Origin of the sequence: Nocardia implantans (genome assembly GCF_035544775.1) — a bacterium.
Taxonomy (GTDB): domain Bacteria; phylum Actinomycetota; class Actinomycetes; order Mycobacteriales; family Mycobacteriaceae; genus Nocardia; species Nocardia implantans.
Map to the genome: position 1 here is coordinate 421,066 of NZ_JAYKYQ010000006.1, position 15,694 is coordinate 436,759.

General features: G+C 67.0%; 13 protein-coding genes. 5 read left to right on the forward strand and 8 right to left on the reverse strand.

Annotated elements, in window-relative coordinates; translation table 11 throughout:
* Nucleotides 1–2 precede the first annotated feature (2 nt).
* The 4 genes from U3653_RS17270 to U3653_RS17285 all read left to right on the forward strand — a co-directional run bounded on the left by U3653_RS17270 (nucleotide 3) and on the right by U3653_RS17285 (nucleotide 5,550).
* Nucleotides 3–584, forward strand: coding sequence for a putative glycolipid-binding domain-containing protein (locus tag U3653_RS17270; protein WP_195080349.1), 582 nt, complete (start codon nucleotides 3–5; stop codon nucleotides 582–584).
* A gap of 112 nt (nucleotides 585–696) precedes the next feature.
* Complete coding sequence (locus tag U3653_RS17275; protein WP_195080348.1) at nucleotides 697–1,626, forward strand: RluA family pseudouridine synthase; 930 nt, start codon at nucleotides 697–699, stop codon at nucleotides 1,624–1,626.
* Between the two features lie 270 nt (nucleotides 1,627–1,896).
* Nucleotides 1,897–2,640: a CPBP family intramembrane glutamic endopeptidase gene (locus tag U3653_RS17280; protein ID WP_195080347.1), complete on the forward strand. Its 744-nt coding sequence runs from the start codon at nucleotides 1,897–1,899 to the stop codon at nucleotides 2,638–2,640.
* A 399-nt stretch (nucleotides 2,641–3,039) separates the two neighbouring features.
* The gene (locus tag U3653_RS17285) at nucleotides 3,040–5,550 is read left to right on the forward strand and encodes a hypothetical protein (protein WP_195080346.1); all 2,511 of its coding nucleotides are present in this window, start codon (nucleotides 3,040–3,042) and stop codon (nucleotides 5,548–5,550) included.
* A 64-nt stretch (nucleotides 5,551–5,614) separates the two neighbouring features.
* On the opposite strand, the gene U3653_RS17290 is transcribed toward U3653_RS17285, so the two are convergent.
* The 3 genes from U3653_RS17290 to U3653_RS17300 form a co-directional block, all read right to left on the reverse strand.
* Entirely contained in the window at nucleotides 5,615–7,657 is a 2,043-nt protein-coding gene (locus tag U3653_RS17290) for an ATP-binding protein (RefSeq protein ID WP_195080345.1), read from the reverse strand.
* Between the two features lie 313 nt (nucleotides 7,658–7,970).
* Nucleotides 7,971–10,121 (reverse strand): MMPL family transporter, encoded by a 2,151-nt coding sequence (locus tag U3653_RS17295; RefSeq protein ID WP_195080344.1) that lies wholly within the window; start codon nucleotides 10,119–10,121, stop codon nucleotides 7,971–7,973.
* A 43-nt stretch (nucleotides 10,122–10,164) separates the two neighbouring features.
* Complete coding sequence (locus tag U3653_RS17300; protein WP_195080343.1) at nucleotides 10,165–10,644, reverse strand: EXLDI protein; 480 nt, start codon at nucleotides 10,642–10,644, stop codon at nucleotides 10,165–10,167.
* A gap of 243 nt (nucleotides 10,645–10,887) precedes the next feature.
* On the opposite strand from U3653_RS17300, the gene U3653_RS17305 reads away from it, so the two are divergent.
* The gene (locus U3653_RS17305) at nucleotides 10,888–11,817 is read left to right on the forward strand and encodes an NAD-dependent epimerase/dehydratase family protein (RefSeq protein ID WP_195080342.1); all 930 of its coding nucleotides are present in this window, start codon (nucleotides 10,888–10,890) and stop codon (nucleotides 11,815–11,817) included.
* 61 nt (nucleotides 11,818–11,878) lie between these two features.
* On the opposite strand, the gene U3653_RS17310 is transcribed toward U3653_RS17305, so the two are convergent.
* From U3653_RS17310 to rplP, 5 genes are all read right to left on the reverse strand, one after another.
* On the reverse strand, nucleotides 11,879–13,573 hold the full coding sequence (locus U3653_RS17310; protein WP_195080341.1) for a bis-aminopropyl spermidine synthase family protein: 1,695 nt from the start codon (nucleotides 13,571–13,573) through the stop codon (nucleotides 11,879–11,881).
* Nucleotides 13,574–13,732: 159 nt separating this feature from the next.
* Nucleotides 13,733–14,554 (reverse strand): phosphatase, encoded by an 822-nt coding sequence (locus U3653_RS17315; protein WP_195080340.1) that lies wholly within the window; start codon nucleotides 14,552–14,554, stop codon nucleotides 13,733–13,735.
* Between the two features lie 214 nt (nucleotides 14,555–14,768).
* Complete coding sequence (gene rpsQ / locus U3653_RS17320; protein WP_043719750.1) at nucleotides 14,769–15,041, reverse strand: 30S ribosomal protein S17; 273 nt, start codon at nucleotides 15,039–15,041, stop codon at nucleotides 14,769–14,771.
* Nucleotides 15,038–15,277: a 50S ribosomal protein L29 gene (gene rpmC / locus U3653_RS17325; protein ID WP_040864843.1), complete on the reverse strand. Its 240-nt coding sequence runs from the start codon at nucleotides 15,275–15,277 to the stop codon at nucleotides 15,038–15,040. The genes rpsQ and rpmC overlap by 4 nt, the downstream gene beginning before the upstream one ends.
* Nucleotides 15,277–15,693 carry a 50S ribosomal protein L16 gene (rplP, locus tag U3653_RS17330; RefSeq protein ID WP_063021258.1) on the reverse strand — a complete coding sequence of 139 codons (417 nt, stop codon included), beginning with the start codon at nucleotides 15,691–15,693 and terminating at the stop codon, nucleotides 15,277–15,279. Before rplP ends, rpmC begins: the two co-directional genes overlap by 1 nt.
* Nucleotide 15,694: the final 1 nt, after the last annotated feature.

The following is a 15,694-nucleotide window of genomic DNA, read 5'->3' on the forward strand; positions in this document are numbered from 1 at the left end:
CGATGATGTTCGCGCCGCCGCCACCCACCGCCGCGTGGCGGCATCGCACCGCCCGCGAGGGATTCGAGGTGGCCTATTTCCGGGTCACCGAGCAGGGCGTGCTGATCGACGGCTGCACCACAGCCGTCGAGGACGGCTACCCCTGGGTGGTGGACTACCGGATCGCACTGGACACCGAATGGCGCACACGCCGCGCTCAGGTGGCCGTGCGCAAGCCCGGCGGCTGGAACACGCTGGTGCTGGAGTCCGACGGTGCGGGCTCCTGGCTGCTGGACGGCATGCCCGCGCCGCTGCTCGACGGCTGCCTGGACGTGGACCTGGAGTCCTCCGCGCTGACCAACGCGCTGCCGGTGCACCGGGCCGCGCGGGAGATCGGCGACAGCGCGGACGCCCCCGCGGCCTGCGTATACGCCTCCGGCGCCGCGGTAGCCCGGTTGGAGCAGCGCTACGTCCGCGTGGCCGACGGCGCGCACGGGCCGCGTTTCCAGTACACCGCCCCGGAGTTCGACTTCGCCTGCACCCTCGACTACGACAAATCGGGCCTGGTGCTCGATTACCCCGGCATCGCGATCCGCGCACACTGAGCCCGCGACCCCGGGTCACGGACCTGCGGTCAGGCGTACCTCCGCCTCGGCTCCGGCCATGCGCGGACCGAGGACGGACGACGTCCGACCGCGCCTATTAAGGTCGGTACCGATGAGAAGGCGGCAACAACCGCCGTTGCCGAAGCGGCACGGCTTGGACCCGGCCCGGTTGCGACTGCCGGAGCAGGGCCACTGGGCGACCATCCGGGACCATCTGGTGGAACGCCTGCCCCGGGTGTCTCCTGCGCGCATCGATGAGCTGCTGCACGCGGGCGGCATCGTCGACCTGGAGGGTCCGATCGCCCCGGACTCGCCGTACGTGCCCGGCGGCGCGGTCTGGTTCCATCGCGATCTGCCCCAGGAGACGGTGGTCCCGTTCGACATCCCCGTCGTCCATCGCGACGACGACATCCTGGTGGTCGACAAGCCGCACTTCCTGGCCACGATCCCGCGCGGTCAGCACATCCTCCAGACCGCGCTGGTGCGGCTGCGCCGGGAGCTGGACCTCCCCGACTTGGTTCCGGCTCATCGGCTCGACCGCGTCACGGCCGGACTGGTGCTCTTCGTCGTCGATCCCGCCCGCCGCGGCGCGTACCAGACCATGTTCCACAAGCGCACCGTGCGCAAGGAGTACGAGGCGATCGCCCGATTCGATCCCGCCCTCACACTGCCCCGCGTGGTGCGCAGCCGGATCATCAAGGAGAAGCAGGTGCTCGCGGCCCAGGAGGTGCCGGGCGAGCCCAACGCGGAGACCGAGATCGAACTGCTCGAGCACCGCGACGGACTCGGCCGCTACCGCCTGCGCCCGCACACCGGCCGCACCCACCAGTTGCGCCTGCACATGAACAGCCTCGGCATCCCCATCCTTGGTGACGATTTCTACCCGGTGCTCACCGACAAGCCGGTCGACGACTTCACCAGGCCGCTGCAACTGCTGGCCGCCTCGCTCGAGTTCACCGATCCGGTCACCCGCGAGCCACGCCGTTTCCGAACCACCCGCACGCTCCAGGCCTGGACCGATCCGCACGGTTGGGCCGGCTGAGGAATCCACGATCCGCCCGCCGTTCGGCTGAACCAGCGGAGCCGCAACCGGCGCTCGCCCGGGCAGCGCCACCGGACGCGGATCGGCTCAACGCCGTACCTGCCCGGACGAGCGCCGCCCCGCTCCCCACACACGGCTCTCCGGCGCCCGCCTCGCCATCCACGCGAGCGCCGTCCCCCGCCGCCCGCGACGGCGGCGGGAAAGTGATCGATCCAGCAATAGCGCCGCAATCTATGGTGAACGTGTTCTTGTTCCGTAGACTCGGTCGAGATGTCTGAGCCGGACCTAGCAGCACCGCCCCGCCCACGCCACAGACTGCACGCCTACATCGACGTCGCCGTGGTAGTGATGGTCTTGGCGGGCACCAATCTGATCGCGCATTTCACCACCGCGTGGGCGAACATCGTCACGGTGCCGATCGCGGCGATCGCCTTGCTCGCGCTGATGCGCAGGCGCGGCCTCGGCTGGTCGGAACTGGGCCTTTCGCCCCGGCACTGGCGGCGCGGCTCGCTCTACGCGCTCGCCGCGGTGGCAGTGGTCCTCGCAGCCGTCGCGATCGGCGCGGCGCTGCCCATGACCCGTCCGTTCTTCCTGGCCGATCGCTACGCCACCGTCTCCGGCGCGTTGATCGCCTCGATGATCGTCATCCCGCTGCAAACCGCGATCCCCGAGGAACTGGCCTTCCGCGGCGTACTGCACGGCACCCTGCACCGCGCCTACGGCGCGCGCGGCGTGTTCGCGGCGGGCTCCCTGCTGTTCGGCCTCTGGCACATCGCGTCCTCCCTCGGCCTCACCTCTGGCAATCGCGGCCTGAGCGAGTACGTCGGCGGCGGCGTGACCGGACAGATCGCAGGCATCCTGCTCGCCGTCCTCGCGACGGCCGCGGCGGGCGTCGTGTTCACCTGGCTGCGCCACCGCAGCGGCAGCCTGCTCGCCCCGATCGCCCTGCACTGGTCGGTCAACGGCGCGGGCGCGTTGGCCGCCGCCATCGTCTGGCACACCACGCTGCGTTAGTTCTGTCGCGACCTGTCGTCGCAAACTTCGCCGGCGGCCACGAACGGCGGTCCCGGTCTTGCTTCGCGCTGAAACGCGCGGTGACCGGCCGCCGTCGCTCCGCGTTCCCCTCGGGCTCGAGCGCGCGGGCGGCAACCCCACGCGGCGGAATTCGCGTGATCGCTCTGCGCGCATTCGAACTGAGTTTCGACACGCGGAGACCAACGATAAAAGCGCCGCTCATGCGGATATTCGCGGCGAGCTGCGAATTTCGCCTGTTCGGCGTGTCGCCTTCCCCCCGGGAGACCGCTACGTTGACCACGGGAACAGGTCGGTTTAATCTCACTTCGATCACACATATGTTCGAGCAATCATGTCTCCACCGCTACGACATGAGACCTGCTCTTGGGAAGGCTCGCGATGCCCGACGAACCCTCGAACGGTAGTTCCGAGATTGCCGCGCTGGCTCAGCAAGTCGAGACCGCGCGCGGCAAATTGCCCCTGCAGCTCGATCCGGCGTTGCTGGAGGTGCTCTCCGAACGCGAGATCGCCGCGGAGCGTGAGTTGGCGGAATGGATTCGCGCGCGCCGCCGAGAGCAGCGGCGCAGGGCGATCGAGGCGGAGCTGGCCACCGAGCGGCGCGACCGGAAGTCGGCCGCGGCGTTGCGCCGCGCGGAGGAGGCCGACGCCCGCTGGCATCGGCGCGCGCTGGCCGCACGGCGGCGGGCCTCCAGCCAGGACGCGCGCTTGGCGCAGCTCTACCGGCGTGCGGAGTGGTCCTCGCGCGCCTTGATCGCCGTCGTCGTGCTCGGCATGGTCTGGGCCGGTGTCAACGTGCAGCACAATCTGGTGCCCAGCGGTGACATGTCCGACCCGCTGTACTGGTTGAGCTACGGCATCGAGGCGATGATCTCCATCCCCGTCATCACCATCATGGTCGCGGCGACGACCGCGGCGCGCTGGGGCCGGGAGCTGGCGCGCGGCAAGGTGATCTTCTTCGAGGCGGCGCTGCTCGGCACGACCGTCGCCCTCAACACCGGACCGCATCTCGCCGCGGGCGACCTCGGCCGCGCCGCCGAGTACGCGATCGCCCCGGTGATGGTCGGCGTCGTGATCTGGTTGCACGCCTGGGTTTCCGCGCGGTACGCCGTGCTCATCGACGGAGCGCCGGTGATCGATCCCGACCCGCGCACCGTCCGGGTCGATGCGCGATTCGCTGCGGGTATGCCGGAGAACGGTGACTACCAGCCGATTGCGGCGACGAACAGCCGCCGCTTCGCTACGGAAGGCGATACCTACGCCGCACCCGTGACCGATGGTCGCTACGACGCGAATCCAGGAACGCGAACCGAACATCGGGGCACTCCCGCCGGGCGTGAAACGCCGGTCTGCGCCACTGTCCAGGACAAGACGACGGACGCTCGTCCCGACGAGTTCACCCACCCGGCCGCAGCGGCCGCCCCCGCCCCGGCTCACGCCCACCGGAAGTCGGCGGCCGACGATCATCCGGCCGAACCACCGATCGGCGGCCATCCGATCACCGTCGACCGCACACCGCCCACGACGGCGGACGCCGTGGACAGCGAAATGTACGAAGGTTCCGCCGCCTCGGGGCCGACCGATGCGCGCAGGACCAACGGTCACGCCGTCGATACGCCGATCAACGGCCATCCCGTCACCCTCCCTCGGACGGGGACGGTCCCGGTGGACAGCGAAACGCACACTACCGCTTCGCACTCCGCCGGCGAGCAATCACGCAACGGCCATGAGGCCGTCACCGGTCCGAATGGCGCCGCGCTCTCGCGTCCTCGCAACGGCCACTCGCACGACCTGCCCGTGAACGGCTACCCACTGCCGATCCACGGCGAAACCAACCGGACGCCCACCAACGGAAACGCGCACCCGCACACCAACGGGCACGCTTCGCGCCCTGCCACCAACGGCCACATCGTCCCGGCGAGCCCTGCCGACGGCACCGTGCGGTATTCGAGTGGCGATGGGAACACCGCCCACCCCAGCACCGACGATGCGTTCCACACGACCGGTCACCCGCGGGTCAAGGGGCACGATATTGCTTCGGCCGCCAACGGTCACTCCACCGAGATACCCACCAGCACAGTGCCTCCTGCCGACCCAGTCGACAAGCACACCGAGCCGCTCGTCACCAAGCACCCCACGGACGCCGTCGCTGCCGACGAAACCCCAGCGCCACAGTCTCACCCACTCGATGTCGAGCGTGGAACGTCGAGTCCAGCAGAAGCGCCCGCGTCCGACAGCCAGCTCTCGCAACCAGCGGCACAGCAGATTTCACTCGCCGACCTGCACGACGGCTTCGCGTTCCGTGAGCACCCGTCGGCAGGCGCGAACGGTGTCGCGTCACCGCACGCGTCTACCGATCGAGATGGCCGTTCGATCGAGCGAGCGCATCACGGAGACGAAGTCCGGCACCCTGGCTCCACCGAACCCATGCGCACACCGCCCCCAGCGACTGCCGACACTGCCGCTCAGGTGCACCCGAACGCCACCGCACCGCGCGCGAAACGCGGAAAGTCGGCGACCGCCGAGCAGAACGACCGCTCCGCCGACACGGAGAGCGAACAATTGGCGCTCGAGGAAGCCCCCGAGCCCTCGCGTCCGCGCGTCGAACCCATACCCGTCCTCGAGGCGGACGACGACGAGGACGATGAATTCCCCACCGAGCCCGAGGAAGCCGACACCGACGACGACGAGATCTCCGCGATCGCACGCGCCATCACCGGCCGCCGCCTGTCCCACCTCCCGATCGAGGAGGTCAGAGAGATCCTGACGCTAGCCGACCAGGGCGGCTCCACCCCCGCCATCGCCAACGAACTCGGCCTCCCCCGCTCCGCCGTCACCCGAGTCCTGGACTCAGCCCTCAAAGTCCACCGCCCCTACGCAACCATCGTCTGAGCGCTCACCTAGGGCCTTGCGCCTCAACACAACTCGCTTACCGGATAACCGCCATACTCGGCGGTCAGCTCGACGGCAATCCGAGCTTGTCGAAAAACGCTCGATTACGCTCTGTTGCGGCGTTGACGAGCCTGTCGAACGACATGACCTCTATGTACGCCTTGGCCGGCTCGTTGAAGCCGAAGAAGCCAAGGCCGTCATGAGTCCGCCGCAAGTTCGCATACTCGCACCTGTTCACCAGTGTCGGAGTCAGGTCGGCGAGGATATAGCAGAATGCCGGCGAATCCTGTGACGCCGGGATCGGACGTCCTGCAGCGGTCACTACACCGCCGCTTCGCACGCGCTTCACGTAGTCGAGCGACTGAAGGATTGGGTCCTTGTCTTCCGACACGTCGTTCCGCATCGGCCGCTTGATCTCGACCACGACGATCGAGGCCAATGGCAACGTCTCACCCTCCGCTGCCAGCACCGGCGTGTCGATGAGTCGGGTTGAAAGAATGTCCGGTTCCCTCGTCGACTCCGAGCCCGTGATCGGCATGCTCTTGAGCGTTTTATCGGAGGCGAGGTAGTCGTGGAAAGCCAGCCGCTCGTCGATGATCCACAGATTGGCCGCGTCGGTGCCGATCTCATTCGAGTCTGTGCGCATAGGCATGAGCAGCGAGTGGATAGCGTCCTCTCGAGAATACCTGCCCTGCTCGTTCGTCCTGATGAGCTTGGACAATAGGTCGAGAATCACTCTACGGCGGGAGACATACGCCGCCAGGTCGGATTGATTGATGTCCCTGACTTTGTCGAGGTACTGGTTCAAGCGTTCCCGGTATTCCTCCAGGGGAGCGAAGCCGGCCTCTGCGAAGATCGCCTGGCCCTGAGTGATGGTATCGGCCTCCAGCTTCTGTAGATTGCGATGAAGCAGGAGTTCGAGGTCTGCATCCTTGATCGACGGGTCCACGGTCACACCGAGTGACTCGAGCCTGGAAAGGACCGGGCGATACCGAGGCGCGTGGTTGCTGACGAACTCGAGGACTCGCAGCTTGCCTGCGTCGCGGGCTGCGGCGAGTGAGTCGGCAAGGAGCTGTTCTACTTCCTGCAGCACGCCCGAACGGATATCTTCCAGCGAGATATCGTCTTCCAACGTCGGGTCCGCCAGTCGTTCGTTGATGTCGAACGCGGTGCGATCAGCTCGAACGTGGGCGTCCAGAAAGTCGGACGACAGGTAGCAGACATATGTGAACTCGGTTGCTGAGTCGTCCTTCAGCCTTCCGTACAGCCCTGGGACCTTCCCGGTGAGGTTTTCCTCGACAACGACGCGGTTGGCCGCACACCAGTACAGCCGAGGCGTGAAATTGCGTGTCGAGGACTTGAGGCGAAGATTGACCATGTCGAACTTTTTGCCTTTGACCTCGACGGCGGTCTGAGGCAACTCGGAGAAAACGAATTCTTCCATCAGTTTCGCCAGCGAGATCGCATCCTCGTCATCGACGATCGTCACGTCAGGGGCGCCGCCGGGCCTGAGGAAGTACCAAATGCAGTGTTCGAACACCGCACGGGCGATGGTCTCGCCCGTCTTCGGCGCGCTTCTCTGGAAGGCGTCTTTGAATCCATCCAGATGGACGACTGTGCCTGGTTCATCGAAGCACTCCGGCGCCTCGTCGTGCTCGACTTCGCGGTCTACGGAGAACTTGAACTGCCGTGCGCGAAGATCGCCGTCGTCGTCGAGGTACGTACTCCGTATCGAAATCCTGTCGAACGCCTTGAGCCAGAGCAGGCGTCCTACGCCGCGGCAACCCATCTCCGCCTTGTAGTCACTGTCCAGTGTCTCGAACGAGCTCATGTTGGCTGGGGTGAATCCCACGCCGTTGTCCTCGATGAAAAATCCTGATATCGGTTTCAGCGTCACACGACCCGCGTCGGACAAGTCGAAGTCGAGCTCATCCTGTCCGCTCCGCCGGATCGTAACCCGAAGGTGGCCGTGTTCGGTGTCCTCACCAAAGCGTGCATCGATCGCTTGCAGACCGTTGACGACGGCCTCCAGCAGCGGCAACAGCGAATGGCTTTTAGGGAGGCTGGTATTCCGTACCCTGCCTGCCAGAGAAGTTGTCAGCGCCATCATGCCCTCCCTCGATGCTGTGAAGCCCCACACTAGCGGGGCGCTGCTTGATATCCCAGGCAGCATGGCCAGTTGGCGGAAAGAAGACACGACTCGTCAGCACCGACGAAACGGGACGTCTTACGAGGAAATCTCGCGCCACTACTTCATTAGCCGACTCTTCACTCGAACCGGGTGGGTAGTGCCGTAGTTTTCGCAATCGGTGATCGTCGCACTACGATCGTTATCGAACGAAAAGCTGTGCGCCCAATGATATGGGCGCACAGCTCTATTCCGATCTCGCGAGCGTCGGTGGTGAACGCTCCGGCTTCGATCAGCCCTCGCCGACCGAACTCCCGACGACCTCCCGAGACTCCCGCCCCGCCCCACCGGGCTTCTCGTCCCCGTGCCCAGGCCACCACGCCTTGTGCCCGATCAGCGCCGTGAGCGCGGGCGTGAAGAACATCGCCATGACGAAGGCGGCGATCGCGATGCCCACCGAGATGGCGAAGCCCATCTGCGCGAGGACGTTGTTGCCCGCGAGCATCATCGACGCGAAGGTGCCCGCCAGGATCACGCCGGCCGCCGCGATGGTCGGGCCGGTGTGCCGCACCGCCAGCGCCGCGGCCTGTTTCGGTTCGTTGCCCTCGCGCGCCTCTTCCCGCAACCGGGCGACCATGAGGATGTTGTAGTCGGTGCCCAGCGCGACCACGAACAGGTACATGATCACCGGCAGCGTGAAGATCAGGCCGGTCTCGCCCCGGAAGTGCTGGAACACCAGCACCGCGGCGCCGAGCGTGGCGGCGAAGCCGAGGAACACCGAGGCCATCAGGTACCACGGCGCCACCAGGCTGCGCAGCAGCAATCCCAGCACGATCATGATCAGGATCGCCGCCACCGGGAAGACGATCGAGTAGTCACGCGCCATCGCCTCTTGGAAGTCGACGAAGACCGAAGTCAGACCGCCCACCGCGGCGGTGGCGCCTGCGGGCGCGGCCGAATGGGCGACATCGCGCAGGGGGCCGGAGACGGTGTCCAGCGCGGCGTCCGATTCCGGTGCGGCGTCGAGCGTCACCGCGAAGTCGGCGATCGACTTGTCCGTGGACAATTTCGGCTCGGCCACCTGACCCACGCCCGGCACCGCGGCCAGCGCGGCGCGATAGGCGGTGAGTTGGTCGGCCGCCAATTCGCCTGCGCCGGACTGCAACAGGACGTCCGTCGGCTGGGTTGTCCCGGCGGGCAGGCCCTTGCCCAGCTCCTTGCTGTAGACGACGGATTCCGAGGCCTCCGAGGTCGATCCGGAGCTGAGGTCGAACGTCGGGTGGAACCCCAGGGCGAAGATCCCGAGCACCACCAGCACTCCGCCGGAGACCGCGGCGAACAGACCGGGCCGCCGGCCGAGCGCGTTGCCGATCGCGGTGAACCGCGCCCCCTTCGGCTCGGTGCGCCACGCCTTCGACGGCCAGAACACCTTGGTGCCCAGCAGCGAGACCACCGCGGGAACCAGCGTCAGCCCCGCCGCCAGCGCGACCGCCACCGCGATCGCCAGCGCCGGTCCCATGGCGCGGAACATGCCGAGGGTGGACAACACCAGCGCCATGAACGCGATGATCACCGCGCCCGCCGCCGACGTGATCGCCTCACCCACCCGCGTGACGGCGCTGACCATGGCGGTCTTCGAATCCTCGCCGGCTCGCAGCCGCTCCCGGTAACGGAACATCAGGAACAGGATGTAGTCGGTGCCGACGCCGAACAGCACGACCACCAGGATGGCGTTGATCGATGCGTCGATCTGCAAGTCGAAGGCCTTGGCGACCACGGCGATCAACCCGCTGACCATGCTGGAGATCGCGCCGATCACGACGATCGGCAGCAACGCGATCACGGGGCTGCGGAAGATGATCAGCAACAGCACCAGGATCAGCACGACGGTGGCGATTCCGACGATCGCCAAGCCCTTGTCGCCCGATTCCCGCTGATCCAGCACCTGCGCCGCTTGGCCGGTGATGCCCGCCTTCAGCTCGGTGCCCGCGACGCGGTCCTTCAACTCCTTGCGCAGCGCCTTGACCGCGTCGCCCTGCGTGGTGTCGTTCGGATTGGTCACCTTCGTCATCTGCACCGCGATGATCTGCACCAAGCGGTTCTGTGACGGCGGCGTCGGTTGTATCCCGATGACGTCCTTGATCTGCGCCTCGCGCAGGCCGTTGCCGATCGAGACGACCGAGGCGGCGTCCGCGTCGGTCAACGGCGCGGCGTCCTTCCGGGCGAACACGATGATCGCGGCGGGAGCCGAGCTGTCGGGGAAAGCCTTCTGCTGCAACTCCAGCGCTTGAATCGACTCGTAATGCGAGGGTAGGAACGCGGATTGGTCTGTGGTGGATTTCAGCTCCGGCGCCGCGGCCACCACCGCGATGGCGAGCAGCACCCACAGGCCGATCACCTTCCACGGATTGTGGACGACCACGGCCCCCAGTCGTGCGAACATCTGCGAATAGATCCTTTCCGGAAAGTGGAAAAGCGGCGGTATCTCAGATCTGCAGGTCCTGCGAGTTCGGGTTCTCGGCCACGTCGACGACCGTCCGGTAGATGTGCTCCGGAATCCGGCCGCGCAACTCAGCGGGCGAGTCCACGATCTCCACCGTGTAATCGCCCCACTCACGCTCGCCGCTGCCCGGCCGCAGCAGCTCGCGCCAATTCTTCCATTCGGTCCAGTCGATCGCGACCGACATTTCGCGCCAGTCCGACTCCCGGCGGTGCACCACGAATTTGCCCTTGCGGCTCACATAGACCCGCACCACGTTCATCCCGGCTTTGCCGTATTCGCGGGATTCGCCGAGCAGCCTGCCGAAGAACCGCTGCTGCCGTCCGCCTCCCGGCCCCACGCGCAACACGATCTGGCGCAGCTCCTCCGCGTCGCCCGGCTCGGCCGATTCCTTCACGATGGTGACGCCGTAGGCCGGAGCCTCGACGGTCTCCGCATCAAGCGGCTTGTTCGGATCACTGGTCATAACTGTCCCCGTTTCATAGATCAGTGCGCATGTGGGCATGCGTCTACCGTGGACCGGCCCGCTCTACCGATGCGGATTCGATGCTCCCGGACCCTCCGGGCCGTCATCTCACTATAAGTAGATGTATACGTATAGCGCAAGACCTGCCAGCCTGCCCGAACACCGAACCGCTCGCCTACTCGACCAGTCCGACCGGCCGGACGTTGTCCAGGTGCTACCCCCACTCGATGACAAGATCGTGTGGTGCGAGTTCTCGTGACCGGAGCGAACGGATATCTCGGCCGGGCGGTGGTGGAACTGCTGGCCGGGGCCGGGCACGAGCCGATCGCGATGGTGCGCGCGAGGGGTTCGGCCCTGCGGGCGGTGACCCGGGTCGCCGACCTGCTGGACGAGGCCGGGCTGCGCGAAGCGCTGGAGGGGGTCGAGGCGGTGTGCCATCTCGCCGGGCTCACTCGGGCCCGGGAGTCGACGGCCGATCCGCTGGGCTACTTTCGCGTCAATACCGGCGGGACCGTCGCGTTGCTGGATGCCATGGCCGCCGCCGGAGTGTCGCGGATCGTCTTCGCTTCGACCGGATCGATATATGGAACTCCCGAACGACAGCCGATGACCGAAGGTCTGCCCGACGCACCGCCGCATCCTTACGCGGCGAGCAAGCTGGCGGCCGAGTGGGCGATCAGTTCGCAGGCGGGCGCCGGTCGCTTGTCCGCTACCGTGCTGCGCTTGACGAACGTAGCCGGTGGCGCGGACCCCGATCCGACGCGTTTGGTGCCCCGGGCGTTCGCCGCCGCGATGAACGGCTCGGCTCTGGAAGTCAACGGCGACGGCAGCGCGGTGCGCGACTACCTGCACATCGCCGACGCCGCAGCCGCTTTCGTCGCGTGCGTCGAAAGTATGCCGCCGAACGGCGAATGGCGGCGCTACCTCATCGGCAGCGGCCGCGGCAGCAGCATCCTCGACGTCGTCGCCGCGGTCGAACGACAGACCGGCCGCCGGATCCGGCTCACCCACCGGCCGCCTGCGCCGGAACCGGCCGCCCTCATCAGCGATCCCACCAAGGCGACGAACGAACTACCGTGGCGTCCTCGCCATTCCGACATCGAAACGATCGTTCGCGATACCTGGCGTATCGCCCGGCCCGACGAGACCAAAGGATCACCCGGCCCGTCTTGATCGCTGCGATCCCACCATCGCCCGCGAACCAGCCCTTCCGAGCGCATCACTCCCGCGCCGGTCAACCGTGCGCGAGTGCGTGCATCGACGCGCGCGCATCCGCCACCACCGTGGCGACGTCGTGGCGGGCGAGTTCGATCAGCGGCAGTCCGAGCAGCTTGCTCTTCGACGCCGTCGTCTGCACCAGATCTCTCGCCTGCCGCTTGGTCAGCTCGGTTTCATCTGATGCATGGCGAATCAACCCGTCTCGCCACACGTTTCCGACTTTGCCGTGCGCACGGCTCAACAGGAAACCGACGACCGCGTCGTCCGGGCCGGCAGCGTCGACCGCCTCCGCCCGCACGATCAGATATCCGGCTCGCGGTGTATCTCGGACGATTCGCAGCGCGTACTTGGCGGATACCAGCGAAGACAATCGCTGCAGGGACCGAGCGTCGCGCACGTCGGGATGCGAATCGGGCACCACGGCGACCACCTCGCGGCAGTTGGCGGCCAGCAAGACCCGCAGCAGCCAGCCGCCGGGGTCCTTCGCCAAGTTCGCGACGACAGTGCAGAGTCCACGCCGACTGTGCGCGGCGGGTATGCCGTTGGCGAGCAACGTGTCCAGCCCGACTTTCGCCCGACCTTCGGCACTGCCACCCCATCCGTCGCCGACCAGCACCGTGGCCTCCCCCGTGGTCTGCTCCAGCAGGTACTTTACGAACTCGCCGTCGAGCTGCCCGGTACCTCCTTCGAGGGATTGCGGACCGTGGGTATAGATGTTCGCAGCGACGCCGCCCTGCGCGGACTCGAGCGAACGCCAGGTCCGCGAGGTCGGCCTGCACACGTACCAATCGGCCGAACTCCCGACCGCCTGCGCACCGAGATACCGGTTGAATCTCGGCAGCATCGCCTCGGTCGCCAGATGCAGATCGCGGACGGTGTTCTGCACCTTGAGCCCCAAGGCGGGTTGCCGTGCGCTGAAGCCGTAAGCCATGAGAATCCGCGAATTCTCTTTGTCGCGAAGGCCGGCAAGACCTCGGGCGAGGAAAAGCTTGATGCCTTCCGGCGTGTAGGGCGGATCCGTCACCGCGAGATCGGCGGACCGTGCGGCGGCTGTCGGCAGGCCGAGACGAAGATCGGCGAACAGGCACTGCACCTCGTTGGGCAGGTGCGCGGTCTCGGTATCGATGAACTCGAGAATCCGTTCGTCCAGATCGACCACCGTGATACTCGCCCGCGGGCACACCAGCGCGGTGGCGATCGAGGTGAGATCGTGATCGCCGACGAAGAGAATCCGCGACCCGGCCAAGTCGAAAGTGGAATCCATCCACAGCGCCCGCCGCACAACGGTTTCCGCTGTGGCCGAGACGTGGTCGATGTCCTGGCGCGAAGCAGGCGCCCGCTCGATCAGGTCCCGCACGATCCGGATGGTGTCGGCGTACTGCGCCATCCGCGCCGCCAGCGGATCGGTCAGCGCGGTACTCCGCAATTGCGGAAAATCGAATCGCGCGGCGTAGCTGTCCACCCGCTCGCCGCGCAGCCGGAAGGTTTCCCCTTGATACTCCAGGTCGTCCCCCAGCGCCGACAAGACCTCTTCCACGGTCCGCCGCGGGACGGCCGTCGACCGCACCAGCGAAGCGAGCGTGTGCTCCTCCGTGCCGACCGCGTAGACGACTTCCCGCAGCTGACGTCCGGCCACACCGGCAGCTTCGACAACTGCGGCCACCCTCTCGATCGCCAGACCCCCACTGTCGAGACGGTTGTTATCGGTCACGTCCTCACGATAGTGGCCGGTCCACCTCGCATCGACGGGGGGACGCATCCGCGCAACCACCCGAGCCTCCACGATCTGATCGGCCGCTGGTACCGGCGAACGCCGATGTGCGACGACTTGCACGGTGCACCCTGCGAGGCATCGCGGCGCACGGTCAGGTCACCCGCCGAGCCCCGCGCGGTCGAGCAGATACGCGGTCAGAGGCCGGTAGTGGCCGGGGTGGACGCCGTCGTCGAGGGGTACCGTGACCGCGATCTTTCCCTCGGCCTGACCGGCGAACAGAGCGGGGTCATTGCTGTCGGCGAATCCGACGGTGTCGATACCCGCCTCGCCCGCCGCTCCGGCCCAGCCGTGGTCGGCGATGACCAGACCGGGCCATCGGCCGGTCGCGGCGTCGCGCAGTTCCCGCAGAACCGCCCGCATCGGATGCGGGTCGTGAGTGTGCCGCAGCGTGCCGTCGGCGGCGAGCGCGGCGACTCCTGAGGTGTAGACGATTTCGCGATGCTGCGGACCGAAGGGCGTGCCGGCCCGGTAGGACCACCCGGCGGCAGGGGTGAGCACCGCACAGCCCGCCGCCCGCAGCGCGTCTTCGACGGCGCGATAGACGCCCATCAGCGTGTCCGGATGCCCGGTCGCCAGGATCACCGTCTCCCCGCGGCGGGCCGCGAGCCCGATCCGCTCTCCCATCGCGTCGAGCGCGTCGAGCGTCAGGTCGACGTCGATGGTGTCCGGACCTCGCGTATGACGCGGATCGGCCCCGACCCCGCACAGACGCGCCATCATCTCCAAGGTCTCGGCGAACGTCCAATCCCGCAGCGTCAGCCCGAACTGGTACCCCGGGTCTTTGTTCACCATCTTGCGATAGTTCGCGAGATTCCCTTCCCGAGGCGTCGCGACATCCCCCGCGATCCGCGTCTTCAGCAGATGGTCCCGCAGCCGCGCCCGGTCACCGGGCCGGTCGGGTCGAGTCGCTTTCCCCACCGCTCATACCTCCGCATCGGCCGTCGGCGCCAGCGATCGCGGTTTCGGTCCGGCCGGGACGCCGGTGCGCTCGATCGCTACCCGCAACACGAACCCGACAGTACCGATCCAGGGGTGTACCGCAGTGTAATTCCCGGACGCGCCCGGACACGGCGAAGGCCCGCCTCCCGGAACGGGAAGCGGGCCTTCGGGTTTCACGCCGTGGCAGAAAGGCTTACTTGGCCTTCTCCAGGACCTCGACCAGACGCCAGCGCTTGGTGGCCGACAGCGGACGGGTCTCCATCAGCTGAACGCGGTCGCCGATGCCGGCGATCTCGTTCTCGTCGTGCGCCTTCACCTTCGAGGTGGTGCGAATGATCTTGCCGTAGAGCGGGTGCCGGTTACGGTCTTCCAGCTCGACGACGATCGTCTTGTTCATCTTGTCCGAGACAACGTAGCCGACCCGCACCTTGCGGGTGCCGCGCTGCCCTTCTGCTTTGTCGCTCATGCGGCATCTCCCTTGCCAGCGGGTCCGGTGGCCAGACCGAGCTCACGCTCACGCATGACCGTGTAGATGCGCGCGATCTCGTGACGGACGACGCGCAGACGACGGTTGTTGTCCAGCTGACCCGTCGCCATCTGGAAGCGCAGGTTGAACAGCTCTTCCTTGGAGTCGCGCAGCTTGGCCACCAACTCCTCTTCGGTGAGCTCGCGGAGCTCTGCGGCCGGTGTTCCGGTAGCCATCAGAACTGCTCCTCCCTGGTCACGATCCTGCACTTCATCGGGAGCTTGTGCATCGCGCGACGCAGGGCCTCGCGAGCGGTCTCCTCGTTCGGGTAGCTCATCTCGAACATCACGCGACCGGGCTTGACGTTCGCGACCCACCACTCCGGCGAACCCTTACCCGAACCCATACGGGTCTCGGCGGGCTTCTTGGTCAGCGGGCGATCCGGGTAGATGTTGATCCAGATCTTGCCGCCACGGCGGATGTGGCGAGTCATCGCGATACGCGCCGACTCGATCTGCCGGTTGGTGACGTAGGCCGGCTCCAGCGCCTGGATGCCGAAATCGCCGAACGCCACCGAGGTGCCGCCCTTGGCCGTACCGGAACGGCCCGGGTGATGCTGCTTGCGGTGCTTCACCTTGCGAGGCATCAGCATG